This window comes from Mesorhizobium sp. M1078 (assembly GCF_040318615.1).
Classification (GTDB): domain Bacteria; phylum Pseudomonadota; class Alphaproteobacteria; order Rhizobiales; family Rhizobiaceae; genus Mesorhizobium.
This window is the reverse complement of sequence record NZ_JAMYMP010000006.1, coordinates 28,956-54,132: the sequence shown is the minus strand read 5'-3', so window position 1 is coordinate 54,132 and position 25,177 is coordinate 28,956. Positions and strand designations below refer to the sequence as shown.

25 protein-coding genes and 1 pseudogene are annotated in these 25,177 nt (G+C 61.8%); 4 read left to right on the top strand and 22 right to left on the bottom strand.

All coding sequences use genetic code 11. The features are described from left to right. Nucleotides 1-326 precede the first annotated feature (326 nt). Nucleotides 327-479 carry a hypothetical protein gene (locus NKH38_RS10730; protein ID WP_352759924.1) on the top strand — a complete coding sequence of 51 codons (153 nt, stop codon included), beginning with the start codon at nucleotides 327-329 and terminating at the stop codon, nucleotides 477-479. Here the strand turns inward: NKH38_RS10730 and NKH38_RS10725 are convergent. Further along, the gene (locus tag NKH38_RS10725) at nucleotides 476-901 is read right to left on the bottom strand and encodes a hypothetical protein (protein ID WP_352759921.1); all 426 of its coding nucleotides are present in this window, start codon (nucleotides 899-901) and stop codon (nucleotides 476-478) included. The two genes, NKH38_RS10730 and NKH38_RS10725, sit on opposite strands and share 4 nt — an antisense overlap. Beyond that, nucleotides 867-1,725: pseudogene (locus NKH38_RS10720) on the bottom strand (ATP-dependent DNA ligase). The gene NKH38_RS10725 and the pseudogene NKH38_RS10720 overlap by 35 nt, the downstream one beginning before the upstream one ends. Before the next feature lie 295 nt (nucleotides 1,726-2,020). Here NKH38_RS10720 and NKH38_RS10715 point away from each other — a divergent pair. Beyond that, nucleotides 2,021-3,286, top strand: a complete 1,266-nt coding sequence (locus tag NKH38_RS10715; RefSeq protein WP_352759918.1) for a hypothetical protein — start codon at nucleotides 2,021-2,023, stop codon at nucleotides 3,284-3,286. 26 nt (nucleotides 3,287-3,312) lie between these two features. Beyond that, entirely contained in the window at nucleotides 3,313-3,498 is a 186-nt protein-coding gene (locus tag NKH38_RS10710; protein WP_352759915.1) for a hypothetical protein, read from the top strand. A gap of 62 nt (nucleotides 3,499-3,560) precedes the next feature. Here the strand turns inward: NKH38_RS10710 and NKH38_RS10705 are convergent, their stop codons facing one another. The 16 genes from NKH38_RS10705 to NKH38_RS10630 form a co-directional block, all read right to left on the bottom strand. Next, nucleotides 3,561-4,904: a hypothetical protein gene (locus NKH38_RS10705; RefSeq protein ID WP_352759912.1), complete on the bottom strand. Its 1,344-nt coding sequence runs from the start codon at nucleotides 4,902-4,904 to the stop codon at nucleotides 3,561-3,563. A gap of 232 nt (nucleotides 4,905-5,136) precedes the next feature. Then, nucleotides 5,137-5,556, bottom strand: coding sequence for a hypothetical protein (locus NKH38_RS10700; RefSeq protein ID WP_352759909.1), 420 nt, complete (start codon nucleotides 5,554-5,556; stop codon nucleotides 5,137-5,139). Between the two features lie 159 nt (nucleotides 5,557-5,715). After that, on the bottom strand, nucleotides 5,716-6,282 hold the full coding sequence (locus NKH38_RS10695; protein ID WP_352759906.1) for a hypothetical protein: 567 nt from the start codon (nucleotides 6,280-6,282) through the stop codon (nucleotides 5,716-5,718). A gap of 63 nt (nucleotides 6,283-6,345) precedes the next feature. Further along, on the bottom strand, nucleotides 6,346-6,597 hold the full coding sequence (locus NKH38_RS10690; RefSeq protein WP_352759903.1) for a hypothetical protein: 252 nt from the start codon (nucleotides 6,595-6,597) through the stop codon (nucleotides 6,346-6,348). 348 nt (nucleotides 6,598-6,945) lie between these two features. Beyond that, on the bottom strand, nucleotides 6,946-9,933 hold the full coding sequence (locus NKH38_RS10685) for a DNA primase family protein (protein ID WP_352759900.1): 2,988 nt from the start codon (nucleotides 9,931-9,933) through the stop codon (nucleotides 6,946-6,948). After that, on the bottom strand, nucleotides 9,930-10,403 hold the full coding sequence (locus NKH38_RS10680) for a hypothetical protein (protein ID WP_352759898.1): 474 nt from the start codon (nucleotides 10,401-10,403) through the stop codon (nucleotides 9,930-9,932). The genes NKH38_RS10685 and NKH38_RS10680 overlap by 4 nt, the downstream gene beginning before the upstream one ends. Then, nucleotides 10,400-10,534, bottom strand: a complete 135-nt coding sequence (locus NKH38_RS10675; protein ID WP_352759895.1) for a hypothetical protein — start codon at nucleotides 10,532-10,534, stop codon at nucleotides 10,400-10,402. Before NKH38_RS10675 ends, NKH38_RS10680 begins: the two co-directional genes overlap by 4 nt. A 442-nt stretch (nucleotides 10,535-10,976) precedes the next feature. Continuing rightward, the gene (locus NKH38_RS10670) at nucleotides 10,977-11,522 is read right to left on the bottom strand and encodes a hypothetical protein (RefSeq protein ID WP_352759893.1); all 546 of its coding nucleotides are present in this window, start codon (nucleotides 11,520-11,522) and stop codon (nucleotides 10,977-10,979) included. 258 nt (nucleotides 11,523-11,780) lie between these two features. Further along, nucleotides 11,781-11,963 carry a hypothetical protein gene (locus NKH38_RS10665; RefSeq protein WP_352759890.1) on the bottom strand — a complete coding sequence of 61 codons (183 nt, stop codon included), beginning with the start codon at nucleotides 11,961-11,963 and terminating at the stop codon, nucleotides 11,781-11,783. Next, nucleotides 11,960-13,243 (bottom strand): tyrosine-type recombinase/integrase, encoded by a 1,284-nt coding sequence (locus NKH38_RS10660; protein WP_352759887.1) that lies wholly within the window; start codon nucleotides 13,241-13,243, stop codon nucleotides 11,960-11,962. The genes NKH38_RS10665 and NKH38_RS10660 overlap by 4 nt, the downstream gene beginning before the upstream one ends. Before the next feature lie 268 nt (nucleotides 13,244-13,511). Next, nucleotides 13,512-14,573, bottom strand: coding sequence for an ABC transporter ATP-binding protein (locus tag NKH38_RS10655; RefSeq protein ID WP_352596382.1), 1,062 nt, complete (start codon nucleotides 14,571-14,573; stop codon nucleotides 13,512-13,514). A gap of 39 nt (nucleotides 14,574-14,612) precedes the next feature. Further along, nucleotides 14,613-15,434 (bottom strand): carbohydrate ABC transporter permease, encoded by an 822-nt coding sequence (locus tag NKH38_RS10650; protein WP_352759884.1) that lies wholly within the window; start codon nucleotides 15,432-15,434, stop codon nucleotides 14,613-14,615. Then, a complete protein-coding gene (locus NKH38_RS10645; protein ID WP_023670984.1) occupies nucleotides 15,435-16,373 on the bottom strand; it encodes a carbohydrate ABC transporter permease in 939 nt (312 codons plus the stop codon). It abuts the gene before it with no gap. After that, on the bottom strand, nucleotides 16,373-17,710 hold the full coding sequence (locus NKH38_RS10640; protein ID WP_023745127.1) for an ABC transporter substrate-binding protein: 1,338 nt from the start codon (nucleotides 17,708-17,710) through the stop codon (nucleotides 16,373-16,375). Before NKH38_RS10640 ends, NKH38_RS10645 begins: the two co-directional genes overlap by 1 nt. A 63-nt stretch (nucleotides 17,711-17,773) precedes the next feature. Then, nucleotides 17,774-18,433, bottom strand: a complete 660-nt coding sequence (locus NKH38_RS10635) for a GntR family transcriptional regulator (protein ID WP_023706209.1) — start codon at nucleotides 18,431-18,433, stop codon at nucleotides 17,774-17,776. Between the two features lie 23 nt (nucleotides 18,434-18,456). Beyond that, nucleotides 18,457-19,341 carry a dihydrodipicolinate synthase family protein gene (locus tag NKH38_RS10630; RefSeq protein WP_027049467.1) on the bottom strand — a complete coding sequence of 295 codons (885 nt, stop codon included), beginning with the start codon at nucleotides 19,339-19,341 and terminating at the stop codon, nucleotides 18,457-18,459. 250 nt (nucleotides 19,342-19,591) lie between these two features. Between NKH38_RS10630 and NKH38_RS10625 the strand changes: the two genes are divergently transcribed. Beyond that, nucleotides 19,592-20,734, top strand: coding sequence for a hypothetical protein (locus NKH38_RS10625; protein ID WP_352759878.1), 1,143 nt, complete (start codon nucleotides 19,592-19,594; stop codon nucleotides 20,732-20,734). Nucleotides 20,735-20,969: 235 nt separating this feature from the next. Here the strand turns inward: NKH38_RS10625 and dprA are convergent, their stop codons facing one another. From dprA to NKH38_RS10605, 4 genes are read right to left on the bottom strand one after another with little or no spacing between them, the layout of a single operon-like run. Next, nucleotides 20,970-22,097, bottom strand: coding sequence for a DNA-processing protein DprA (gene dprA / locus NKH38_RS10620; RefSeq protein ID WP_352518802.1), 1,128 nt, complete (start codon nucleotides 22,095-22,097; stop codon nucleotides 20,970-20,972). Beyond that, a complete protein-coding gene (gene plsY, locus NKH38_RS10615; protein ID WP_352518801.1) occupies nucleotides 22,094-22,699 on the bottom strand; it encodes a glycerol-3-phosphate 1-O-acyltransferase PlsY in 606 nt (201 codons plus the stop codon). Before plsY ends, dprA begins: the two co-directional genes overlap by 4 nt. A gap of 56 nt (nucleotides 22,700-22,755) precedes the next feature. Further along, complete coding sequence (locus NKH38_RS10610; protein ID WP_352518800.1) at nucleotides 22,756-24,042, bottom strand: dihydroorotase; 1,287 nt, start codon at nucleotides 24,040-24,042, stop codon at nucleotides 22,756-22,758. Next, complete coding sequence (locus NKH38_RS10605) at nucleotides 24,039-25,001, bottom strand: aspartate carbamoyltransferase catalytic subunit (RefSeq protein ID WP_023688599.1); 963 nt, start codon at nucleotides 24,999-25,001, stop codon at nucleotides 24,039-24,041. Before NKH38_RS10605 ends, NKH38_RS10610 begins: the two co-directional genes overlap by 4 nt. Nucleotides 25,002-25,177: the final 176 nt, after the last annotated feature.

Sequence of the window (25,177 nt, the reverse complement as noted above, 5' to 3'; positions counted from 1 at the left end):
GCCGAGTTCGAATTCGTTCCACTCGTAGTTGTCGAATCCGTTCCGGTCGTCGCTCCCTGGTCAGTGCTCGGCATCGTCGTAGTTGTTGAGGATCCGCCTGTAGTTGTCGAGGACCCGCCTGTGGTGGTGCTGGTCGATTGGGCAAAGGCGAACCCAGTTGATAATGCCGCAATGGCTGCAGCGCAGAGAAGCCGTTTCATAGTGAGCTCCGTTTTCCGCAAACGTCCCTTCAGTGACGAAACATCTCAGGGAAACGACGGTTCCAAAATCGGGGCAAGAAACCACCGGGGATTCACATATTCGCGATTTGGATCTAGAATCTCGGGATGGAAGCGATCTTCGATGATATCGCCAGCGCCCTCAGGGAGCCCCGCCAGGACGTGTGGCGCCCTGTCCGCGCCTTTGCCCTCGACATGGCCGGCAAGCTGTTCCTCGTTATTGGCTTAGGTGTTGGCTTCGGAATGGCGCTGGCTGGTTAGCGTAGATCTGCCCCGGCGATGCGCCGCGTGAATGCCCGCTCGACTCCAGCAACAGCCTCATCCTTCGTTTGGACTGTTCCGCGCGCGCCGCCGTCATGGCAGGTCCAGAACCAAGTGCCTGCGGCTGGACCGTGCATCGTCTTCATGATGCGGCCGACCTTTTCCTGCTGGAACGCTGCGGCGAAATCGAAGGGCGACGTCTGCCCTCCTATGACGGTCCGCGACCATGCCAGCCAAACGCGAGCACCTCGGCCGAGCACGAACTTGAACGCCTCATCCTGCTTTTCGAACGTCTGAAGAATTGCGCTTCCGTCGAGGACCTGAAAGCCGCGTTGATAGGCGAAGCGGACGGTGAGGCGATCTGCTGGCATGGCTCCGATATAGCGTTCAATCTTCCTCGTGGAAATCCTGGAAAGAGGCATGGCGCAGGTCCTCCTCGCCGCGCAAGTGCTTCACACGGCCGATAAGGCCCGGCTTGACCCATTGCGTGGCCGGCCGCTTCATTCCCTTCGGCGCCGGCCCAGCGTGTTCCTGGACGCGCTTCCATAGCCGTTCGCGAATTGCTCGGCTGGAGTTGATGAACGCCGAGCCGACATATTCCCCGGTCTTCCGATCGGCCATCAGCGCAAAGGCCGGCTTGCCCGGCTCTCGCTCCACGCCGAGCAAGTCGTATTCCTCCACCATGTAGCTTTTGATCTTCAGCCATGCGTTCGACCGGCCGCTGCGGTATTTGCTGTCACGGCGCTTCGATACCATGCCCTCAAGTCCTGCCTGATCGATCAGATGATAGATCGCCTTTGCGTCGGTGCCGGGCAGCGCTTGGCTGAATTGGATGCGAATATTGGTGGGGATCATGCTTTCGAGGATTTCACGCCGTTCCTCCAGAACCATGTCGCGCAGGTCGTGGCCGTTGAGGTGCAGGAGATCGAACGCAACGAAATAGAGGTCGTGCTGCCGGCGTGTGATCGCCTTGCGCAGCTCGGCGAAGTCTGACAGGCCGGCATCGTTCAACACGACGATCTCACCGTCGATGATGGCGCTCTCGGCGCCAAGCCTTTTAGCCGCGCCGGTCAGGTCCCGGTATTTAGCCGTCCAGTTGGCCGTTGCGGGTGAAGATGCGGACGTCGTGGTCGATGATGATCTGCGACCGGTATCCGTCGAACTTGACCTCGTGAATCCATTCGCCGCCTTCAGGAGGCTTCTCGACGAGGGTCGGCAACAGAGGCTCGACAAACTGCAAACGCATGATCGCACTCACACCCGGCGACTCAATAAGCTTAAGCTAAAATGGTTCCAAAACCTCAAACTGACTGTGCCCCGAACAGCAGCAAAGGACGCTGTGGGGAGGGTCGGTGTTGCGACGCTAGTTGGAGGGAGCGCATCCGAGGGGCAGGCTACTGCGATCGATCCAACGAGGCTTATTACCTTGGGCGCCCCCACCAGAACAAAACACCCGACGGTCTAAGCCCGCGGGCGGTGAGTCTTCGCAGTTTGTCTCCGTCGTGGAATCGTGCATTATTTGATTCGGGGAGGCGGAAAGAATGACGGCAGAAATCTGCATTATGAACAGGCTGGCCGTTGTGCTTGCTGCAGACAGCGCCACAACCGTCACATACTGGGGCGACAATGGCCGAGAGGAGCGCTACTTCAAGGGCGCTAATAAAATATTCCAGCTTTCAAATTCGCATCCAGTTGGAATAATGATCTTTGACTCAGCAGACCTTCTGAAGGTTCCCTGGGAGGTGGTCATCAAAGATTTTCGGCGGACAATTGGGGATCGATCGTTCAACGATATACCCGGCTACGCTGCCGAATTCTTTGCCTATATCGATGGCAACAAAACGATGTTTCCCGATACGGTCCAGCAAGGAGCGTTCTTGGAAACAGTTCGCAGTGGACTGTTTTCCCTATTAGTATCGCCGGCAAGAGAGCTACAAGGAAGCGAGGCGCAAAAGAAGGCTGTGATCGAGGCGCATATTGCTGCAGAGATCCACCGTGTAGCCGAACTCGACGTACCTGCCTGCGTCGCGGCGCAAGCACTAGCTAGCGCAGTCGAGGCCAACCGCGCAGACATGGGCCAGTGGGCGGCTGGGCTAATGCAAGCATTCGATCTGCCTCAGATTGACGATATTGATGGTGCCGTGGAACTCGCCATTGCGAGAATTTTCAAACAGCCGGACCAGCATATGAGTACAGGGGGCTTGGTCTTCGCGGGTTTTGGAGAGCACGATATCTTTCCGTCGATGGCCCACTTCACCTCGTGCGGGCTACTCGCAGGTAAGCACGTCCACTTGCCAGGCGAGGCGATGAAGATTGACCACGAGACTCCGGCATGGATGGCGCCTTTTGCACAACGCAACATGGCAGACACTTTTTCAGCCGGAGTGAGTTTCGACATTTATTCGTCGACTCTGGAGTCGGTGACTGAGGGCTTGGCCCCTTTTGTCCAACGATTAGGAGAAGCCGCCCAATTCGATCCGGCAGCTATCGTAAATCTCGGCGATCTGATTGCCCAAGCTCGCGCGGAGATCGGAGACGCTATTTTGGAAAAGGCGAAAAAGGAACATGCAATACCTATGCGCCGTATTTTGGGCGCCCTGCCAGTTGACGAACTCGCCGAGTTAGCCGAAACGCTCATAAATCTTCAATCTCTTAAGGAGAAAGTTACCAAGCCATCCGCTTCGGTTGGAGGCCCGGTAGACGTTGCAGCGATAACACGATCAGAGGGGCTGGTCTGGATCAAGCGAAAGCACTATTTTGATTCTGCCATCAACTCGCGCTACATGGCGCGAATGAACGCCACCTGATAGCCCTTGGAGGACGGAATCCCACAATGGATAATCAGCAGAAGAATGAAAAGCGAATGACAACCACCAACACAGAGGCCACCAAGCGCATTCTTGATAAGGTCGCAGTTGATCGTTTGGACCGCGATGCGGAACGCAGCTATCGAGACTTCGTCAACAGCATCAACAAAGCGAAAGACAGCGAAATCGAGCGGACGCTGTTCCTGCGCTGAACGCATGCACCGAGTAGGCGGCCTGCTCTTACCGCAACACGCGTCACGCTGTCCCAAAGAGCTCAGGCCCGGCGGCCGATCCGCCGCATGAAATCGGTATCGCCCGCAATTGGCTTGAGTTCGCGCACGTTCATATGCTGGCGGTGCAATGCCGTCTTTTCCAGCCCGAGTGCATGGGTCTGGATCGCTGTCAGGGCCTTCTCTGCGACGTCTTTCAGAGGGTCGGATTGTTCGTACGCAGAGAACGAAAGGGCGTGCTCATTCGCGACCCTGAGCAGATAGGCATCGTCGGTCTCGCCCTTGCGGTCGACCTGCAGACGTTTTGCCAGAGCGTCGCGCAGCCGCAGGCGGTGATCGGCGGCGCTTTCGCCGTCGGCGCGCCGCGAATGTAGGGTGACAGCGGCCGCGGCCCATTGGCGAGCCCTGTAGGCCTTGTCATCCTCGTTCGCGAGCCGTTGGATGTGCATCGCCCGGCAATCTACCAGGATCGCCGGGCTAACGGTCTTGTTGCTTTTGCTGCCAGGGTCCTTCTGTGCGTTCGCTGCGACTATGGACCAAAGCCGGGCTTCGAACGCTTCGTCGGTTTCACCGATGCGGACAGGGAGCACAACATCGGCGCGCATCGTTCCGATTGTGTCCACGACCCCCCGTCGGATCGCCTTCACGTCAGCGACAAGGTCCGCTCGGCCGGCCGCCAGCGCCGCGATGTTGGTGCCTTCAATGGCTAGCATGTGCTCGTCGATCACCTTAGCGGTGTGACAGACGCCGGCCAGAAGCTCGAACATGGTCTCGTAGGCGTCGGCGAGCGGTGCATAGTGCTCGGTCTTGGCAGCGACGGCCTGCCTTCCGACCGTGGCGTTGCGCGAGGCTGTCTTGGCTTTAGCTAGCATGGCCTTCGTCGGCTCGACGGCGGCCGTGAGTGACTTGACCATCTGCTCGGCGTCGCGGAGATCGTTGTGCAGCTTTTCGATGTTGCCGCCGTTCAACACGACGTCGGCGCGGCTTTCATCGAGCTCGGCATACCGGGCCAGATATCGCGCGATGTCGGTTTCAAGGCGGTCTACGACACTCTGCAGCCTGGCCACCTCGGCTTCGAGCGCGGCGGCGTCTTCGGCAGCCGGCGCTTCGGGCTGGGCGCTCAGGAGTTCATCGAGCGGTGTCACTTCGCCCGGCCCGTAGGTCTTGATCTCGGGGCTGGAGCGTTCGGTAAGCCGCGCGAGGTCGAGCTCGCTCAATTCGCCGGCACGGCGGTGGGCTGGCATTCCGGCGCTCAGGGCCTCATCGACCTCATCGACCTCATCGATCTCGCCGAGCTCGTCGGATCCAGCTTGTCGGTCGTTAAGCAGCCGGTCGGACATTGCTTGTTCGTCCGCGTTCGCGGCCCACTCTCGGGTGATGCTGGTCATGGTCTTGGTCCTTGTGTTGGTGGAAGCGGCGGGAATGGCGAGATCTTCGGCACGCCGCTGCCCGGTCGGTCTCGATCTCGCAGGAACGCCACGATCCGCGCGAAGTCCCCGATGAGGCGCTGTGCAAAGGGCACGGCCGGTACTGGGGTAGCGGCGCCGTCGTAGGGTGCGCGATACTGCCCGAGCGGACTGCTAGTCACCGGCGGAATGCGTTTTGTAATGGCTGCCATGATCAGGTTCTTTCGAGGTAACCGGCGATCGTGCCGGCAAGCCGCTTGGACGCCGCCGGCGGCGGCGCGCGACGAGATTTTCCCAGACCGAGATCAGCGAGTACCCGACGAAGTGTGTTGGTGGAGGTGCTGTAGGCGGCAGCGTTGATCGGCTTCCCGCCGGCCATGTCGCTTTCGGCCTGCTCGCAAATCACCGATAGGGTGGCAGCGCGGCGCAACAGTAGGGCTTGAGCGTCGGATGGCGCGCCGCCGATGGCGTCACTGAGCAGTGCCAGCACATCCCGATAGCGCCTAGCCACAGTCGAGCGACCGTCGACGCGATCGAGGAAAAGCTGTCCGCCAGTGGTCAGACGGCTTTGGGCTTCGACCTTGGCCGCTCTTACAGGCTTGTGCAGGGCTGCTACGTCGCTAGCTGTAGGCATGGTTTACGCTCTGATCGCGGACATCGTGCGGACACGAGGCAGTCATCGACCCATAAAGTCAAGCAAAATCAATATACTTGTCCATAATTGTCTACTGATAAAACATCAGTGTCATGCCTTGTCCTAGCGCTCGGGGAGCTGGATGTCGCAGGCAAAAAGTCACCAATCGGCGCGGGGGTCTCCCATTGGTAAGGCTTCTCCATCGCCACCTGTCTCTTCCTGCCACCCTAGCGGCTCTTCGTGCTCCGCTGGCGGCCGACCACGGGCGGCGCGGCGTTCGGCGAAGCGGCTGCGGGCGTCGGCGGGTGCCGCGGCAGTGACAGTGGCAGGCAGCAGCACGACGTCCTTCATCATCTCCTTGAGGGCTGCAGCGCCTTCAGCTATCCGGGCCTCGCGAGCGACCCGCTCTGCCCGGTCGCGTTCGAGTGCGGCAGCGCGCTCTGCCTCTGCAACGGCGTTGCGGTGCAAGCTACGGGCGTCCTGTCCGATCGCTCGCTTGGCGCGACCGCGATCAAGCGCGTTTGCAAAGTCTGGGTAGCTCAGCCGCCAGCGTGAGAGGGTGCGGATCGTGAGTTTCAGCTCGGCTGATAGCTCATCGAGTGTTGCGCCTTGCTGGGCTAGCTGGAGCGCGACGGCACGATGGCGGGGGTACGATGAGGGCCGTCCGTCCCAGTTGCCCCAGGCGCCCGGCGGCCGCGCATCAGGCGGCTGTGAGAGGGCGTTCAAGGCCTTTTCCGAGGGCTCTTTTTTAGGGTGTAACACCATTTGTATAGACATATGCGATGGCCGTCAGGCTTTGCGGTCGTTAGGAGCCTGTTTTACCTCTTCGAGCCACGCTCTGATTTTTTGGTCTCTCTGTTGTTTTGCCAGCTCTCGCGCTCGGCGTTCGGTGGCTGTCTCGGCTAACGGCGGGGGTTCGCTCAACGCCTTCCGAAGCAGCTCGTCGAGTGCGTGTCGCAGGTCGTCGTGGTTGTCTTCCACGGCAGTTTCCTTCCAAGCTGCATCGTCGGGCTCTGCCGGCGGCTTAAGAGCGACGGTCATGACCTTCCTAACGGCTGTATGCCGCCCGCATGTTTTCGATGTCGATGTAATTCCGACTTTGGCGACGATGGCGAGTTCTGGTTTTTTCTTTGCAGTCCGAAGTGCAGTGCAGGGTGCGGTGGTGCTATGCGTTGTGCCGTTGGGTTTGGGGTCCGCTGCAGTCGGTGCAGCTTAGCTTTGAACTCTTCTCTTTTTACCTTGTTCATATTGTCTCTCTTATAGCGAATTAGTGTCAAAGACCCCGAACCACCCCGAACCAGGCTTTGGAAAATAAGGGTTTTATATGTTTTTTGACCCCGAACCGGCCCCGAACCAACCCACACCCAAACACCGCGACCCCGAACCGCATCACGAACCTCGAGGCGACCGAGGCCGCCCCTTAAACGACCAAGACGTTGGCGGTTCGACCCCGAACCGAGTTTGGGGTCGGTTCGGGGTCGGAGTTTGGGGTACCGCCTCCAAACCGCGAGCCCACGCACGGTCGGCGTCGCTGCTGTAGACACTGTCGCGCATCTTGATCCCTTTGAAACAGTACTCCCGCGAACCGGCCTCGCGCGTGTTAATGGTGCTGATCTCACCAGGCCGTATCGCGTACAGGTTGCGAGCGAACACTGAAGCATCGACGGACCTGTAGCCCCGGTCCTGCCGCCACCGCTCGTAGAGCTGGTAAAGAATGTGCTTACCGACGCGGAAACCGGCACCCATCTCGCACATCTCCGAGATGAACGCGTCTTCCACCGACGACAAGGCGGCGATGTTCCTGACACCTTCCAGCGCGGTCGCGGATTGTGTGAAACGACCTTCCTTCTCGAGATCGGCCAAACCGTCGAGTGCGGCGTTCAGGATGCCGGGCAGCTCAGGGCTCAGCTTGTTCTTGAGCTCCCGATCCTCGCGACCCTTAAACGACACCGAGAACATCATCAGGATGAAGCGGCCTGCTACCGCCGTCGAGGCATCGCCCAGATACGGGATCTCGTTCGACAGCCACATGATGCGCGTGCTCAGGCGCCCGGTCCACGCCTTCTTGTTCTTGCGGGCCACAGCGATGCCATCCTCGCCGCTGATGCTCAGTAGTCGTTCCACCACTGTCTGTGTGTTCTTGCCGGCCGTACGTGTGTCCGCGATGATCGCCAGCGACTTGCCTATCAGGTGCTCCGTTCCGAACGTCTGGCCGAGATCGGCTTGCGACAGCGGCGTGGCGCTTGCGCCGAGAAGCTGAGCAGCCAGCCACGAGATGGTGCCTTTACCGCCGCGCGGGGCGCCGATGAGGCCGAAGACGCTCTGTAGATCGGTGCGACCTGAAACCAGATAGCCGAGCATCTGCCGCACCGTCCGCGACGTTCCGTCGTCCGTCGGCCACAAGGAGCGCTCGAAGTTCGCAAACAACGGACATGTGGCCGACGGATCGTACACGATGGGTGTGTGCACCACATTGAAGTAGAGCGGCGAGTGAGGCATCAATTCTCGTGTCCGGACGTCGAGCAAGCCGTTGGCGCAAGCGACCAGCGTGCCGGTCGTGCGGCCGTCCGCCCAACTAGGCGTCTCCACCTCATCCCCGATAAGCAGTACCGCTTGCAGCGCGTGCTTGAGATTGGCGAGCTTGTGACGATCCGGCATCCACAACGCCGGGCCTTTCGAGGTGTCGTACGTTGCGTCGATGGTGAACTCGTACAGGCGCTTGTCTAGGGTCTCTTCGCTGACTTCGGCCCAATGCGACCCCAGCCAACCCCACCACGACCCGCGCCACCGACGCAAAGTCAGTTGAGCGGCATCGCCCTGGTAAGTGCAATGGGCGCCCACATACTGCTGCGCGACTTTGATCGGCTCGGCGGGCGAGCACAGCTCCGCCCGGAGCTCCCGGTCGTCCTGCTCGCCCGCATGGTCATTCATCCGCGACAGACAAAGCGCGACGCCATCTTTGAGTGCCTTCCTCTCGTTTCCGAGACCTAAAGCCCGAGCGGCCTGTTTCTCGCGCTGCACCAGCTCGACAGGTCCTACGTCGGACAAGGCCAAGATGCGGGTGATGACGTCGCTGCGCTCGCCAGCCGCGTCGATCGCGCGCGTCGCGGTCTCGTTGTCGTGCTTCAACTGATAGACCTTCGAACCGTGCGCAAAGCTATGGATAACCGGCTTCAGCCCGTCGTTCAGGAATATCCTGCCGACGGGGCGCCCGCCGTCGTAGTCCGGCTCGATAGGGTCGAAGCAGACCCGTCCGTCGTATGTCCTGCCTTCGCCGCTCAGCAGCGTCTCGACAGAAACGACCGTGCCGTCGTCCAGCACGACATCGTCCGAACCGATCAACACGCCCGCCTCGAACCGTTTGACCGAGGCGCGTTCTGCCGCTTCCCTCGGGATGCCCTTGGCCATCAAGACGCCAGTGTGCTCGCGAATGCGCCCCGCGATGAGCTTCTCTTTCTGCGGCGTGAGAGCCTGCCGCGCCTTGTCCGTATTCGTACGAGCGAGCTCGCGATCCTCGTCGCTGATAAGGACCGACGCGGCGGCCAAGTAAGGTCCGTCGTCATCATACACGACATCCGCATCGCTTGCCCTCTCCAGACCTGGGCCGAGGTCGGCGCGCGGATAGTCCGGCTGCGTGGGGCGCGCCATGGCCTGGTCGGCGATGCTCCTGAAGAGCACAGAACCGCCGGCCGACAGGAAGGCAAAGCGGAAAACGCCTTGAGCCCAGCAACGTAGATGCAAGACATCGAGAAGCCGCGGTATTTCGCGAGCGTCGTCGACCGGGATGTAGGCCCGCCAGCCGCCGGGCCCCTTCACCAATTCGCCGCTCTCGTCGACGATCATGCTGGAAGCGCTGGCGCGAACCAGGACCGGACACTCGTTCGCCTCAGGCAGGATTTTAGCAATCGCTGCAGAAACCTCGTCGTGCGTTTCCAGACGGAACGGTTCTGCGTCCGGGTAGACCGCCGCGAGTTCCGCCTGCGACTTGTGGTCTACGTCGATACGCAGCACGCCAGGCCCTTCACGAAAAGCGAGATAGTCCGTCGTCGCGGCCACGACCGGCGTCTCGGGACCGTAGTAGGCTCTTGCAGCAGGCCCCGCCTTTCGGGGGAGAAGCCTCGCGCCTTCCACGCCAGGCGCGTACGTGCCTGAGAAGAACATCGTGTGTGCGTCGGCCGTACAGATATGGTCGAACATCTCGGCGGCGGTCGCGAACTCTTCGGTGATCGTCTCGGCCGCGTTGGCGCGCTCGTCGAGCAACGCCGTCTTCACGATCGATCCATTCGGCGCGCGCTCGAGCCGCTTGCCCACGGGCTTGGTGTAAACGCAGCCGCTAACGCGGATCGGCTTTTGGTTGGCGAGGTTCTTCATGGTCATGCACTCTCTGTTATCCGCAGGCCGGGCCACTTCAGGCGCTTCGCCCAGGCCTCGCCGATTTCGATATTGCTGAGGCGTCCGGCGCATGCTTTGCAGACACCGGTGCCGATGGCGACCGGCCCCATCTTCACAGGCACCGCGACGAGGACGGCTTCAGGCGGGGCGCCGATGCCGAAAGTTTCTTCGCAAGCGAGGCAGAGCCGAGAGCTAGGATCGTTGGCCTCGACCGCATTGCACTGCCGCAGATAGGCTTCAACGGCGTCGCATACGGCTCGGGAGCTGGCATCACCTTCGTGCGCGTCTACGATAAGGAAAGGCAACACCTCTCGGCGCACCACATGCAACGTCGCCTGGAAAGGGCCGCCGGGGAACCAGCGGCCGTTGTTTTCAAACTCTTTGACGCCCCGGCGGGAAGCCGCCGCTTCTCGGCGCCGCTCAGTACGGTTGGAGCGCCCGGTAGGCGCGTTCATCGGGACACCGCTAGGATCGCGGCGAGCAAGATCATGTTCGAGATTTTGAGGGCAACACAGATGCTCAGCCAGCCGGCGATCGCGAGTGCAAAGCTGCTAGCGGTTATGTTGGTGATTTTGGGTGTGGTCATGGGGGCGGGTCCTTTGCTGGACCGGCCGCGCAGAGCTTGACAAAGGCGAGGTAGGATTTTATTTCCTATGAACACTGTTCAGGTGTTCTTTTTGGTCCTTACCCCGCCGGTCGCTTCAAGCGGCCGGCTTTTCTTTGTCATGCTGCTCTGCGGGGGTTCGGCTTACGCTCGCGGCGCTCTAGCCACTCGCGAACGGCAGCTAGCCGGTACAGTTTACGCCCACCTACGATAAGACTGGGGATGCCATCTGGCTGATTTTCGTATCTGGCAACCGTGCGCTCCGAACAGTGCAACGCGCCCGCCAGCGAAGCCCGGTCGGTATACCCGTCTAGAAGTGCATCCATCTCGCTTCTCCAATGTCTGCCCGTGCAGGGCAATTGACGTTGGACGACAAGATCGGACAATCAGCGTGTCGTAATGGCGTAAAAGCGCGTTTGTCTTTTTATTTTGGGCTTCGGCGCCTGTATAGCCTGACGTGTGTTTTGTAGTGGGGGATTTTCCACCAATTAGTCACCGTTGCCTTGGCGGCCTCCAATGATGAGCTACCGAGCAGCGGCTTGCCATCTTTCTTCTTCCCTTCGAACAGATGCTTAGCGACTGCGTACACCGACGCTTGGTCAGCCTTGAGGTCTGCCTCGAACAAAATTGCAGCCCAGTAGGCTTCATCTTTGGCGGCCTGCACAGGCGAGACGGTATCGACGTTCTCGACGTCGGATTTACCCGGGTCGCTCTTTTTCAGCTTGCCCGTGAGGACCGCACGGACCAACCGTCCAAGCTCGTAGGGTATCGGTAGCTCGGCGCTGACGTACTGCTCCACCAACTGCACGATGGCCGCCTTGACGGTCGTTTTCGAATACCCCTGCTTCGGCGCGCCCGCAGCCAGCGCCTGCCAGCGCTCCCACAAGGCGCGCGCTTGCCCAGCCAGAACGGCCGGATCATCCTCGTCTACTGCGCATCCTCTGAACACGCTGGGCAGGCTGTCAGACATCGGCTTTCCCCCAACCCCGGTATAGATCGACGCCCGCCACGTAGTGCCAAAGCCACCGCCATTCTTGCACCATGGCCTCTGCTGCCTCTTGGGAGACGCTTCCGATCGGAAGTACTCCCTCGTTGAGGAGATGCTTGGCGACCGACTGCTGCGTCGGTGGAGCAGCTTGCGGATGCCTTGCCTCGAAAAGGACCGCAGCGTCGTAGGCCTTTTCCCAACCGGCTCGGATCGGTGCCGCGCTAAGAAGTTGTACGGCCATCACTGCAAGCCCTTGCGCGCGGCGACGTCGGGCGACATGGCCTCGGCGTCCCGCGGCTTTTGCGAGGCGCGCCTCGGCAGCGCGTCGAGCAATGCCCGATCTTTAAGCCGGGCGAGATCTGCTTCGTCCTGCATCGCTTCCATAAGTTCGTCCGCCGCCTGTTGTAGCGTCTTCATGGTCAAGCTCCTTGCCTGATAGGAACGATCTCCGCCGACGCCGCGCCGCTCACGCTCTCGTCTGTGTTCGCTGGCGCCAGTATAGCGGCGACGCGCTCCGTGGCCTGTCGCAACGGGTCATCCATCAAGTGCGCATAGCGGGCCGTGGTGGCCGGCTGCGTGTGCCCGAGCAGGGCGCCGATGATCGGCAGCGACAGGCCGGCCGACGCCAGGACTGAGGCGTAGGTGTGCCGCAGGTCGTGTAGGCGCGCGGTCGGGGTAAGGGTGATCCGCTCTCTGCCTCTGCTGTCCGTTGTAACGGCCGCCTGAACGATCCCTGCAGCGAGGCACAGCTCACGCCATGCCTTCTTGATCTCGATCCGGTGTGGGCTGCCGCGCCCCGGAAACACGTAAGGCGACATGTCCGCGCCACGCTTCGCGGCTATCTTCTCTGCGGCGGTATGGATGCCTACGAGTAGCTGCCGGGCAGGGGCGGAGAGGGGGACGCGGTGCAGCGTCTTCTGCTTCGTGGTCGAGCCAGGTTTCGTCCACACGCCATCCTTGATGTCGAACTGATCCCACTTTGCGGCCTGGACCTCGCCACGGCGCGCGCCGGTCAGCAGCAGCAGCCGCACAATGTTCGCGGCTTGTTGGTCCTCGTGCTCGGCAAGCGCTTTCGTCAGGCTGGCCAGCTCGGCGACAGACAAATAACGATGGCGCTTCTGCTCATCATTGCGCTCGATGCCCTTGGCCGGATTGTCTGCTCGCCACCTCCACTTGATGGCGAGCCCAAACATCTTCGACAGAACGGCCACCGTCCTGTTTGCTAGATACGGCGCGCCTTTCGAAATCTTCCGGTGCAGTTCATCGATGTCGGAGAACTCGACGTCAGCAACCTTCTTGTTTTTCAGAGCGGGCATGACGTGGTTCTTGATCAAAGCCTTGTAGTCGCGAGAGGTTGAAGCTCGCTTCTTGGTCAGATGCTCTTCTTCGAAACGGTCGCATAGGTCGGCCACGGTCTTTGCGTCGCGCGTCGCGGCAACGTCACCCATTGGGTCAGCGCCCACATCAATCTGCTGCTTGAGGCGTTTCGCCTCCTCGCGTGCAGGACCGCTTTTCCAGTCCGGGAAAGAGCCGATCGTATATCGACGCTCCAGGCCGGAGCGAGTGCGATAGTTGAGGATGAACGATCGCGCGCCGGCCTTGGTGACGCGAACGCCGAAGCCCTTCACATCGTCATCATAGGTGATCTTGTTTCCGGTGGCCGGGGTCGGCAGTCTTTTGATTTCGGCGTCAGAGAGCTTCACGGGTTCAAAGTCCTGTGTCCGCACTGTGTCCGTCCGAATGACGGTTATCAGAGTGACAGCATTGTCCTAGCTTGTCCGACGGATGTCAAATAATGTCCTTTTCAATCAAAGTCTTATCGGTTGTTTTCCGAATTTCACAACAAAAGCAACGGCTTGCCGGAAGGGACAAAAAGGAACTTTTAATCAGTAGGTCTCGGGTTCGAACCCCGACGCGCTCACCAGAAATATTTCGTGCGGAAGTTGCCCTGTCAGCAGCCCCCATCGCCCCCTACAATCGCCGCCCGGTCTTGACGTCGAACAGATGAGCGCAGGCGCGGTCGATCTCGATGCGCATCTGCTCGCCCTGTTTCAGTGCCAGCCGCTCGCGGAAAAGGCAGGAGATTTCTTCTCCGGCGCAGTTGACCCTGGCAAAGATTTCCGAACCCGTTGCTTCCAGAAGCACGATCGTGCCGGGGATTCCTTTGGCGGTCGTCGCTCGGATGTGTTCGGGGCGGATGCCGTAGATGAGGTCGCCGCCGGGTATGTTTGCCAGGTCGATGCCTTCCGGCAGCGGCAAGATCAGTCCACCGGCGCTGCGGAAAACACCTTCCTCGACATGGCCCCGAATGAAATTCATCGCCGGCGAGCCGATGAACCCGGCAACGAAGAGGTTGGCCGGGCGATCGTAGAGATCGAGCGGCGCGCCGATCTGCTCGACAAGGCCGTCATGCAGCACGACGATCTTGTCGGCCATGGTCATGGCCTCGATCTGGTCGTGGGTAACGTAGATGGTGGTGGTTCCCAGCCGCTGGTGCAGCGCCTTGATCTCGCCGCGCATCTGCACGCGCAATTTGGCGTCGAGATTGGACAGCGGCTCGTCGAACAGGAACACCTGCGGGTCGCGCACGATGGCGCGGCCCATGGCGACGCGCTGGCGCTGGCCGCCGGAAAGCTGACGCGGATAGCGGTCGAGCAGCTTGTCCAGGCCGAGAATGCTGGCGGCCCTGCCGACGCGGCCGGCGGTGTCGGCCGGATCGGCTTTCTTGATCTTCAGGGCAAAGCCCATATTGTCGGCCACCGTCATATGCGGATAGAGCGCGTAGTTCTGGAACACCATGGCGATGTTTCGGTCGCGCGCCCTGAGATTGTTGACGAGGCGATCGCCAATGGCGATCCTGCCGCCCGAGATCGTTTCCAGTCCGGCAATCATGCGCAGCAGCGTCGACTTTCCGCAGCCCGACGGCCCGACCAGGATGACGAATTCGCCATCGGCGATGTCGACGCTGACATCGTGGATGATCTTGGCGGCTCCGAAAGCCTTCTGAACGTTGTTGATTGTTACCGATGCCATTGGATTTCTCCCGGAAATGAGTGATGTCGGGGCCGTGCCTCAGCCGCCCTTGACGGCGCCTGCGGTCAGCCCGGCGACGATCTGCCTTTGCGCGAACAGGGTCAGCACCAGCACCGGCAGCGTCACCACAAGTGCTGCGGCGGCGAGCGGACCCCACCTCACCTGCTCGTAGGAAAGCATGTTGTAGACGGCGACCGGCAGCGTGCGAGTCTCGCGGCTGGCGAGCACAATGCCGAAGACGAAATTGTTCCATGAGAAGATGATCGACAGGATGAAGGCGACGACAATGCCCGGCTTGGCGATGGGCAAGGCGACCAGCCGGAACACCTGCCAGGAACTGGCGCCATCGATGTTGGCCGCTTCTTCCAGCTCCATCGGCGTGGTCTCGAAATAGCCGATCATCACCCAGACCACGATCGGCACCGTCACCACCAGATGGATGATGATCTGCGGCCACAGCGTGCCGAGAATGCCGACCCACTGGAACAGCAGGAACAGCGGAATGAGATAGGAAAGCCCCGGCGTCATGCGGGCGATCATGATGACCACCGCCGAGCGTTCGGCCTTGAGCCGCGCGATGCCATAGCCCGCCGGCACGCCGATCAGCAGCGCCAGCAACGTTGCCGTGCCCGTCACCAGAACCGAATTCCAGAAATAGAGCAGGAAATTGTTCTCCTCGAATACCTTCACATAGTTCGACCAGGCGAGATGTTCCGGGATCAGGATCGGCGGGTAGGCACCGTTGTCGATCTCGAACTTCAGCGACAGTGAGATCATCCAGAGGAAGAACAGGATCGCCGGCGAGACGAAGACCAGAGCCGCGAAAAACAGCCCGATCCGGTTGAGCAGCCGTGAACTCATCTATTTGCCCTCCACCCCGATCCATTGGGAGCGCTGGCGGAGCATCAGCAGGATGAAGGACAGCGCGACGATGACGATGAAGAACACCACGGCCATGGCCGAGCCATAGCCGATGTCGTAGTAGGAGAAGGCGGTGTTGTAGAGATAGATGTTGATGGTTTCCGAGGCCGTGCCCGGTCCGCCCTGGGTCATCGCGTAGATGATGTCAAAACTCTTCAGCGCATCGATGGTGCGGATGATCATGGCGATCATCAGGAACGGCGCGATCATCGGCAAGGTGAGATAGCGGAACTGCTGCCAGGCGTTGGCGCCGTCGATCTCGGCGCTCTCGAAGGGCTCGCGCGGCACGGAGGCCAAGCCGCCCAGCACGATCAGCATCACCAGCGGCGTCCACTGCCAGGTCTCGACCGCAACCAGGGACGGGATGACCGTCCTGGCGTTAAAGATCCATTCCTGCGCCGGAATGCCGACCAGCGACAACAGATAGTTGAGCACGCCAAGCTGGGGATGGAACATCATCGTCCAGACCAGCGCCACGGCGACTGGCGTTGCCATCATCGGCATGACGAAGACGCCGCGCAACAGGCCGCGCAGCGGAAATTTGGCGTCGAAGATCAGCGCCGCGACAGTGCCAAGGAACATCGGCGCCGCGACCGAAAGCGCCGTGTAGGTCAGCGTATGGAAAAGCGATTCCCAGAAGCGTTGGTCGACTGCCAGCCGCAGGTAATTTTCCATCCCGGCAAAGCTTCGCGCCTGTCCGAGGGTCCAGCGGTTGACGCTCATCCACAGCGTGAAGGCCCAGGGAAAGACGATCACGGCGCCGACGACGACGAGCGCCGGGACGACGAAAGGCCAGTAGTTGGGAGCCAGACGGATGGTCTGGCCCCCTTCGATGGCTTGCGTCGTCACCCCGGTGCGTTCTGGGGTGATGGCGGACATCAGCCTTGCTCGCTCCGGTCGAGCACCGGCTGGAACTGCTCGGTGGCCTTCTTCAGTTCCTCTGCCGGATCGGCGCCGGCGATCAGATTGGTCAGCGCCACGCCATAGATGTCGCGGAACTCGGTGACCGGAATGATGACCGGCAGCGACAGCCGGCTGACATTGCCCGAGCCGACCACGGCATCGAGCCAACTCGCCGGCATGGTGACGCCTTCGCGCACCTTGGGGTCTTCCAGCACCGACTTGCGGAACGGCACGCCGGCGCCAGCCTGCAGCAGGCGCGCACCCATCGCAGGCGAAATCGCCCACTGGCAGAACAGATAGGCAGCTTCCTTCTTCTCGCTGGTGGCCGTCACGCCGAGGCCGTCACCAAAGGTGCCCGCGGCATGCGCCTTGGGGCCCTTGGGCATGACGCCGTAGCCGACCTTGCCGACCACACGCGACTTTTCCGGATTTTCCATCGGCGGGGCAAAGCCGACGCCATCGAACCACATGCCGATCTTGCCTTGCAGGAAGGCGGACTGGGCTTCGGCCCAGTTGAATCCGGTGACGCCTGGAGGTGCCGACTTGGTCATCAGCCGCTGGTAGAGGCTGGCGGCCTCGATCGCCTCGGGCGAGGTCGTGCGCAGCTTGCCCTTGTCATCGAGCGGCGTCATGTCGTAGCCGAGCATCAGCGACGTCCATACCGGCGTGTTGGCGTTTTTCAGGCCGCGGGCGACAAAGCCGTAGGTGTTGGTCGACGGGTCGGTCAGCGCTTCGGCGGCCGCCACCAGTTGCTCGAAGGTTTCAGGGTATTTGAGGCCCTTGGCCTCGAACAATTCCTTGTTCCAGTAGACGATCCAGTAATCCACCGAGAACGGCAGCGAGCGCAGCACGCCCTGGCCGTCCTTGGCAAACAGCATGCCGGCATCGGCGAAATCGGTTTCCACCAGCGCAGGATCGGTCAGGGTCGGGTCAGCGAGATAACCTGATATGTCGGCCAGCCAGTCGCCCTTTTCGAACTGGCGCTTCTGCACGTGGTAGCTCAGATGCACGACGTCGAAGCTCGGTTTGCCGGAGCTCAGTTCGATCACCGTCTTCTGGCGCTGCTGCTGTTCCGGCGTCGCTTCGGCATTGACCTTGATCCCGGTCAGTTCCTCGAACTCGGCGATGTATTTTATCAGCGTGTCGCTGCGCGGGCTTTTCACCAGATTGACGTCAAGCGTCGTTCCCGCAAAGCGCTTCCAGTCGACGCCGGCGGCAAAGCTTGGGCGAACGCCCGCAAAGCCGGCGGCGGCAAGCGCCGCGGTTCCCTGAAGCAGTTGCCTCCTGGTTGGGTTGAACAGATTGCACGACATTTCTTCCTCCCGGTTGTTGTCGTTATCGATTGCATCGCGGACCGCGGTGCGGCTCAGGTTTCCTCAGATCTGCAGCGCCAGCCGGCGCGCCTTGTCGATATGCAGACTGATCGCCTCGACCGCCTTCCCTGGATCGCGGCTCTCCATGGCTTCGATCACCGCCAGGTGCTCGCGCATCACCGGCACGACGCGCCCGTCGATACGGAACCGCTCCTGGTGGATCAGGCGGATCTTCACCGAATTGACCAGATAGGCCTTGGCGATGATCTCGTTGCCCAGCGCATCGATGAACGTGTCGTGCATGGCCCAGTCGATGGTCTGCGCCTTGGCCTCCATCTCCGGCGTCGGGGTCTGCGCAAGCGCCTGGGCATGCATGTCCTCATGCTCGCGCCGCAAGCGGGCAAGCTCGGCATCGGAGGCGCTGACCGTAAACAGCGCCACCGCTTCACGCTCCATGAACAGGCGGAACTGAAAGGCCTCGCGGATCAGGCTGATATCTATATGGGCGATCTGCATGCCGCGCTGCGGAATGGTCGTCAACAGTCCTTCCGCCTCGAGACGCGGCACGATCTCGCGAATGGCGCCGAGCGGCAGTCCGGTGAAGGCAACCAGCTCACGTTGCGACACGAACTGGCCCGGCTTGAAGTCGCGCGCCAGCAAATGCCGCGTGAAGCTGGCATAGGCCTTCTCCCTGAGGGTGGTCGGTTCGTTGCCGTCTTCCATTTCGGCGCGCTTCCCTTTGCCGGTCAGGCCGGTTCCCTGGCAAACAGGCTGTCATAGGCTGCGGCAAGCTGCTGCTGCCCTTGCAACGCAATCGGCTCCAGCGGCGGACGGACCGCCAGCCAGCGCTCGTCGCCGGTCTTGCGCGCCACCATGACCTTTACCGCGGGGGTGACCGGATATTTCAGCAATTCGAGCACAAAACTTTCGACGCGAGGATCGTCGCGCCCGTCCTCGGCCATGGCGCGGATTTCGCCCGGGACGAAATTGGCCATGCCCGAGATTGCACCTTGAGCACCCAGTCGCACCGCACGCGCCAGATGCCTTTCATCGCCGATCAGGATCACCAGATCGCCATAGGCGGCAAGCAGCGCCTCGCTGTAGCTCCAGTTTCCACCGGAATCCTTCACCCCGGCGACCACGTCGGGAAAAGCAGTGCGCAATCGGCCGATCAGGCCAAGCGAAAGCTGCACCATGGTAACCGAAGGGATGTTGTAGAGCAGCACGTCACGGGCGAGGGGGCCAAGCGCGGCAAAGACGGCGGAGAACCAGCCGAAAAGGCCCTCCTCGCCGACATTCTTGAAGTAGCTCGGCGGGGCCAGCAGAATGTTTCGGGCGCCTCGCTGCAAGGCATGCTGTGCCTGTTCGGCGGCGTCTTCGGCGGCGTCGACCAGCACGCCGGCAACGAGTTGATGCGGCAAGATTCCAGCAGCCAGCATGGCTTCGTTCACCGACCGCCGCTCCGTCGTGCCCACCGATGCGCCTTCCCCTGTGGTGCCGAAAAGCGTCACGCTGCCGCAACCCTGCGCCAGGCAACTTTTGGCCTGAGCGATCATGAGGGCGGTGGCGATCTGCCCTCGGGCATCGAAAGGTGTGGCGAGAGCGGCCGAAAGGCCAAAGCGTGATGTCACCGGAAGGTCTCCGAAGTAGGTGTGTATGCCGTGTTAGCACACTAACATGTTAGTCGTAAATTGGGGTGGTGCGCTTTTTTAACAGCGGAGGGCCTTATCGAGCGGTTCACGGGTTCGAAGCTCATGGCGGATCGAGACCATTGGCGAAACAGCAGGATGGCCCAGTGTTCGGGCGCGGAGCGGCAGCTCCAACCTTGTCCCCATCCCAGTCGATGGCTAAACTCAGCCTTTCCTAGGGGAGGGTTCTGACATGACACTTCAGCTTTCGGCGGATGCTGTCGCTCCTAAGGCGGCGGCGCCTCAAAAGTACCTCTTCGGCCCGGTCGCCGATTTCCTCATGCTGGGCGGCAGCGCCTTTCTCATCCTGCCGGTGCTGTTTCTCGTTCCGCTCGAATATGAAGGTCCGGTGGCCGCAACGATGGTCTTCGTAGCCTATCTCGTGAACTATCCCCACTTCGCCCACTCCTACCAGCTCTTCTACCGCAATTTCGGGCGCAAGGTGACGGGCGACGGCTACGACAGGAGCCTGCAGCTCCGCTACATTTTCGCGGGCGTTGTCGTGCCCCTGGTCATGGCCGGGTTCTTTGCCTATGGCGCCGCGGCGGCGAACACGCGCCTGCTCGGCTATGCCACCAACGCCATGTTCTTTTTTGTCGGTTGGCACTACGTCAAGCAGGGCTACGGCATGCTGATGGTGGATGCGGTGCTGAAGCGCAAATTCTTCGACGACCGCGACAAGAAGGTGCTGCTGGTCAACTCCTATGCCGTGTGGATCCTGGCATGGCTGCAGACGAATACGGCGGTCACCCAGGGCAAATATTATGGCCTGGACTATTACACATTCGCGGCCCCTTCCTGGATCACCGACATTGCCATGCTGGCGGCCGTTGCGTCGACGGCGGCCACGCTCTTGATGCTGGTCAATCGCTGGCGGAAGAACGGTGGCGGCCTGCCCTATAACGGTTTGGTGGCCTATGTCGCGTCGCTCTATCTCTGGATCCTGATTGCGCGCGTAAACCCGCTTTGGCTGCTGATCGTTCCCGCGCTCCACTCGCTGCAGTATCTCGCCGTGGTCTGGCGCTACCAGACGAACGTCGAGCGAGACAGTTCCGATGCCGAAGGCGATCCGCAGCCGAAAATCCTGTCCTTTCTTGGCCCCCTCTACAGGTTTCGGCTCCTCGGCTTCATCGTCGGCGGCACGGCCCTTGGCTATCTCGGCTTCTGGCTGATCCCATCCGCGCTGACGGCTTTGATTCCCTATGACAGGCAAGTGCTGGGGTCATCGCTGTTCTTCTTCATCGTGCTCATCTTCATCAATGTGCACCATTATTTTCTCGACAATGTGATGTGGCGCCGTGGCAATCCGGAGGTATCGAAGTATCTGTTCCGCTGACTGATGCGCAGACTGTCGAGCCCGGTTTTCGTCAGCTGTCGAGTATGCCATTGCGAGCGTGATCGTCAGTGCAACGGAGAGCCCTGGAATGGCGGAGTGCTTTTCCGGGAGCCGCCTGGAAAATACCCTGCGGTGGCATCTGTACCGGCGTTGGCGACTATACCGAGGTTGGCGCCGCCGGCGTGACCCTCGACGCGTGAGTTGCGGCCGACGTGCGGCGGGATCGGCTGGAACGTCACGAAACCAGTGAGACATTGCCGCCGGCATGGCGCTCGATGCGGCCGGCAAGGTCGAGTTCCAGCAGCACCATGGAGACTTGCGCGGCGTTGAGGCCGGTGTGGCGGATGATCTCGTCCACGCCCACCGGCGTTGGGCCCAGCGCCTCGAGCACGCCGCTGCGTTCGTCCTCACCGGGCGGGGGTGTTGCCGAAAAATCGGGTGCCTTTTCTGGCGGCGCAATGCTTCGCGTTCGCGTGCCCGCCAAGGGTGCGATCGCACCGGAAACGTCGGCCGCCTCGGTGACCAGGGTGGCGCCATCCTTGAGCAGCCCGTTGGAGCCGGCGCAGCGCGGATCGAGCGGCGAACCCGGTACGGCAAAGACCAGCCGGCCCATCTCGCCGGCCAGGCGCGCGCTGATCAGCGAGCCGGAGCGTTGCGCAGCTTCGATCACCACCAGTCCGAGGGCGGCGCCCGCGACAAGCCGGTTGCGGCGCGGAAAATCCTGCGCCCGCGGCTGCCAGCCGAACGGCATTTCCGAAATAACGGCGCCGCCACGCTCGGCAATGTCTTCGCACAAGCCGATATTTTCGGGCGGGTAGGGGACATCGAGCCCACCGGCCAGCACACCCACTGTACCAGTCGAGAGACTGCCCTGGTGTGCTGCCGTGTCGATGCCGCGCGCCAGGCCGGAAACGATGACGTAGCCGTCGCGGCCAAGATCCGCCGCCAGCATGCGCGCCATCTTGATGCCGGCGAGCGACGCGTTGCGGGCGCCGACGATGGCCACCGCCGGCAGGCGAAAGACGGCTGCCTCGCCCTTCACGGCAATCAGTGGCGGCGGATTGTCCATGTTTTTCAGCATCGGCGGGTAGTCGGCCTCGCCGATGCCGACGAAGCGGGCGCCGTTTTCACTGGCTGCGTCGAGTTCCGCTTCGGCTTCCTCCACGGAAGGAATGCGCATGATCCTTTTGGCTCCGCCCGAAATCATCAGCTCGGGCAGCATCTCCAACGCCGCCTCCGCCGAACCAAAGCGGTTGATCAATTCGCGAAACGAGGTCGGGCCGACATTTTGGGTGCGGATCAGCCGCAGCCAGCTCAGCCGCTGCCGGTCGCTGAGGCGCGGCCCGGCGGCGGGCTTGCTCAACCCTTGGCTCCGATCTTGCCTTCGGTGCCGGCAAGAAGGCGCGAAATGTTGGCGCGATGTTTGAAGATGACGATCAGGCTCATCACCAGGAACAGCCCGGCGGTCTCAGGTGTGCTCCAGAAATAAAGCGGGATCGGCACGATGACCGCCGCCGTCAGCGCTGCCAGTGAGGAATAGCGAAACAGAAAAGCCATCGCCAGCCAGACGACGATAAAGATCAGCGCCACATGCCAGCCGAGCGCGATCAGCACGCCGAGATAGGTCGCCACGCCCTTGCCGCCCTTGAAACCGAGCCAGACCGGATACAGATGGCCAAGGAAGGCGCCAAGGCCTGCCCAGAGCCCAAGGCCGGCCCACAGTCCGTAGTCGTGTCCAAAATGGCGCGCGATCATCACCGCCGCCGTACCCTTCAACGCGTCGAGCACCAGCGTCGCGGCGGCGAGGCCCTTGTTGCCGGTGCGAAGAACGTTGGTGGCGCCGATATTGCCGGAGCCGATTTTGCGCACATCGCCGAGGCCGGCCGCGCGGGTGATCAAGAGGCCGAAGGGAATCGAGCCGAGGAGATAGCCGAACAGCAATGCCAGGATAACGTTATAACTCATTGTTTGCCCCCGCATTTCCCCAGCAACATATCGGTCTGCGACGTGGCGCGATCGCTCTAGCTCGAAAACACTGTGCGGCCCGCCACCAGCGTTTGCAAGACCATGCCTTGCAGCCGCGCACCTTCGAAGCAGGTGTTTTTCGAGCGCGAGCGGATGCCGCTTTCACTCACGATCCAGGGTTCTTCGAGGTCGATCAGCGCAAGATCGGCCGGCGCTCCCGGCTTCAGCGTGCCGCCCGGCAGGCCGAACAGCCTTGCTGGTGCGGTGGACAGTGTTTCGACCAGCCGAAGTAGCGGCACGTCACCATTGTGGTAGAGCCGAAGCGCTGCTCCAAGCAGCGTCTCCAACCCGATCGCGCCGGCAGCTGCATCGGCGAAGGGAAGGCGCTTGGTGTCGACATCCTGCGGGTCGTGCGAGGAGACGATGATGTCGATCGTGCCGTCCTTGACCGCCTCGATCATGGCCAGCCGGTCTTCCTCCGCGCGCAAAGGCGGCGTCAGCCGGAAGAAGGTGCGGTATTCCCCCACATCGTTCTCGTTCAGCGACAGATTTTGGATCGCCACGCCCGCCGTGACATTGGCCTGGTCGGCTTTCGCCCGCGTCATCGCTTGCGCTGCCATCGCCGTCGAGATCTTGGCCGCGTGGTAGGCGCCGCGCGTCAGCCGTGCCAGCGCCAGGTCGCGCTCCAGCGGGATGGACTCGGCCTCGCGCGGAATGCCGGCAAGGCCGAGCCAGCTGGCATACAGGCCTTCATTCATCACGCCTGCCGAAGCGAGGTCGCCATCCTGTGTCTCATGTGCGATGACGCCACCGAAATCGCGGGCATAGGTGAGAGCCCGGCGCATCACCAGTGCGCTGGATATTGTGTGCCGCCCATCGGTGAAGGCGACCGCACCGGCCTCGCGCAACAGGCCGAATTCGGTCATCTCGCGACCGGCGAGGCCTTTGGTGATCGCCGCCGCCGGAAAGATGTTGACGCTTGCCGTGTCCCGGGCGGTGCGCAGCACGAATTCGACCAGCGCGACATTGTCGATCACCGGGTCCGTGTCGGGCATCATAACGACGGAGGTAACGCCGCCGGCCGCCGCCGCAACGCTGGCCGAAGCGATGGTCTCGCGATGTTCGCCGCCCGGTTCGCCGATGAAGACGCGCGCGTCGATCAGGCCGGGAATGATTGCCTTGCCGGCGCAGTCGACCACGGTGGCTCCCGCCGGCAGGCCCTGGTTCAGGGCAGCCTTGCCGGCGGCAACGATCTTTTTCCCCTCGACGATCACGGTGCCGACCTCGTCGAAGCCGCGTGACGGGTCGACGATGCGGGCGCGCTCAAAGACCGTCGTGCTCATGCGCTCCGGCCCTCGTTGCGGCGCGGGTCGAGCAGCGCTTCCATCACCGCCATGCGCACGGCGACACCCATCTCGACCTGTTCCTGGATGACGCTTTGCGGACCGTCGGCGATTTCGGACGCAATCTCGACGCCGCGGTTCATCGGACCGGGATGCATCACCAGCGCGCCGTCCTTGGCGGCCTTCAGCTTTTCGGCATCGAGGCCGAAATAGCGGAAATATTCGCGTACCGAAGGCACGAAGGCGCCTTCCATCCGCTCGCGCTGCAGGCGCAGCATCATCACCACGTCCGCGCCCTTGAGGCCCTCTGCCATCGAGCGCGAGACGATGACGCCCATTTTCTCGATGCCGGACGGCAGCAGGGTCGACGGCGCCACCACACGCACCTGCGCACCAAGCGCGTTCAACAGCATGATGTTGGAACGCGCCACGCGAGAATGCAGGATGTCGCCGCAGATCGCTACGATCAGTTTCGACAGCGGCCCCTTGGCGCGGCGGATGGTCAGCGCGTCGAGCAGCGCCTGCGTTGGGTGTTCATGCGCGCCGTCGCCGGCATTGACCACCGAGCAGCCGACCTTCTGCGCCAAAAGGGCGGCGGCGCCCGCAGACTGGTGGCGGATGATCAGGATGTCGGGGCGCATGGCGTTCAGCGTCATCGCCGTGTCGATCAGCGTCTCGCCCTTCTTCACCGAAGAGCTCGCCACCGACATGTTCATGACGTCGGCGCCGAGCCGTTTCCCGGCCAGTTCGAACGACGACTGCGTGCGCGTCGAGGCTTCGTAGAAGAGGTTGATCTGGGTGCGGCCGCGCAGCGTCGAGGTCTTCTTTTCGGACTGCCGCGAAATGGCGACGGCGCGATCGGCCCGGTCGAGCAGAAGCTCGATGTCACCGGGGGAAAGATCGCGGATGCCCAGAAGATGGCGGTGAGGATAAAGCGGCAGGGACGAAGCGTCGGTCATCTCAAGGCGCTGCTATAGGGGGGAGAATTCCTTGCCGCAAGCGTCAGCTTGGCATTGCGGCCTTTCTCCCCGGTATTTTCGTCGCGCGCGCCGCCTGCCTTGGGCTATATCTAGCCGATTGCTTCGGATTCGAAGCCTTGTGATGATAAGTGCCTTTCTAGCGTTAGAAGGCCCTT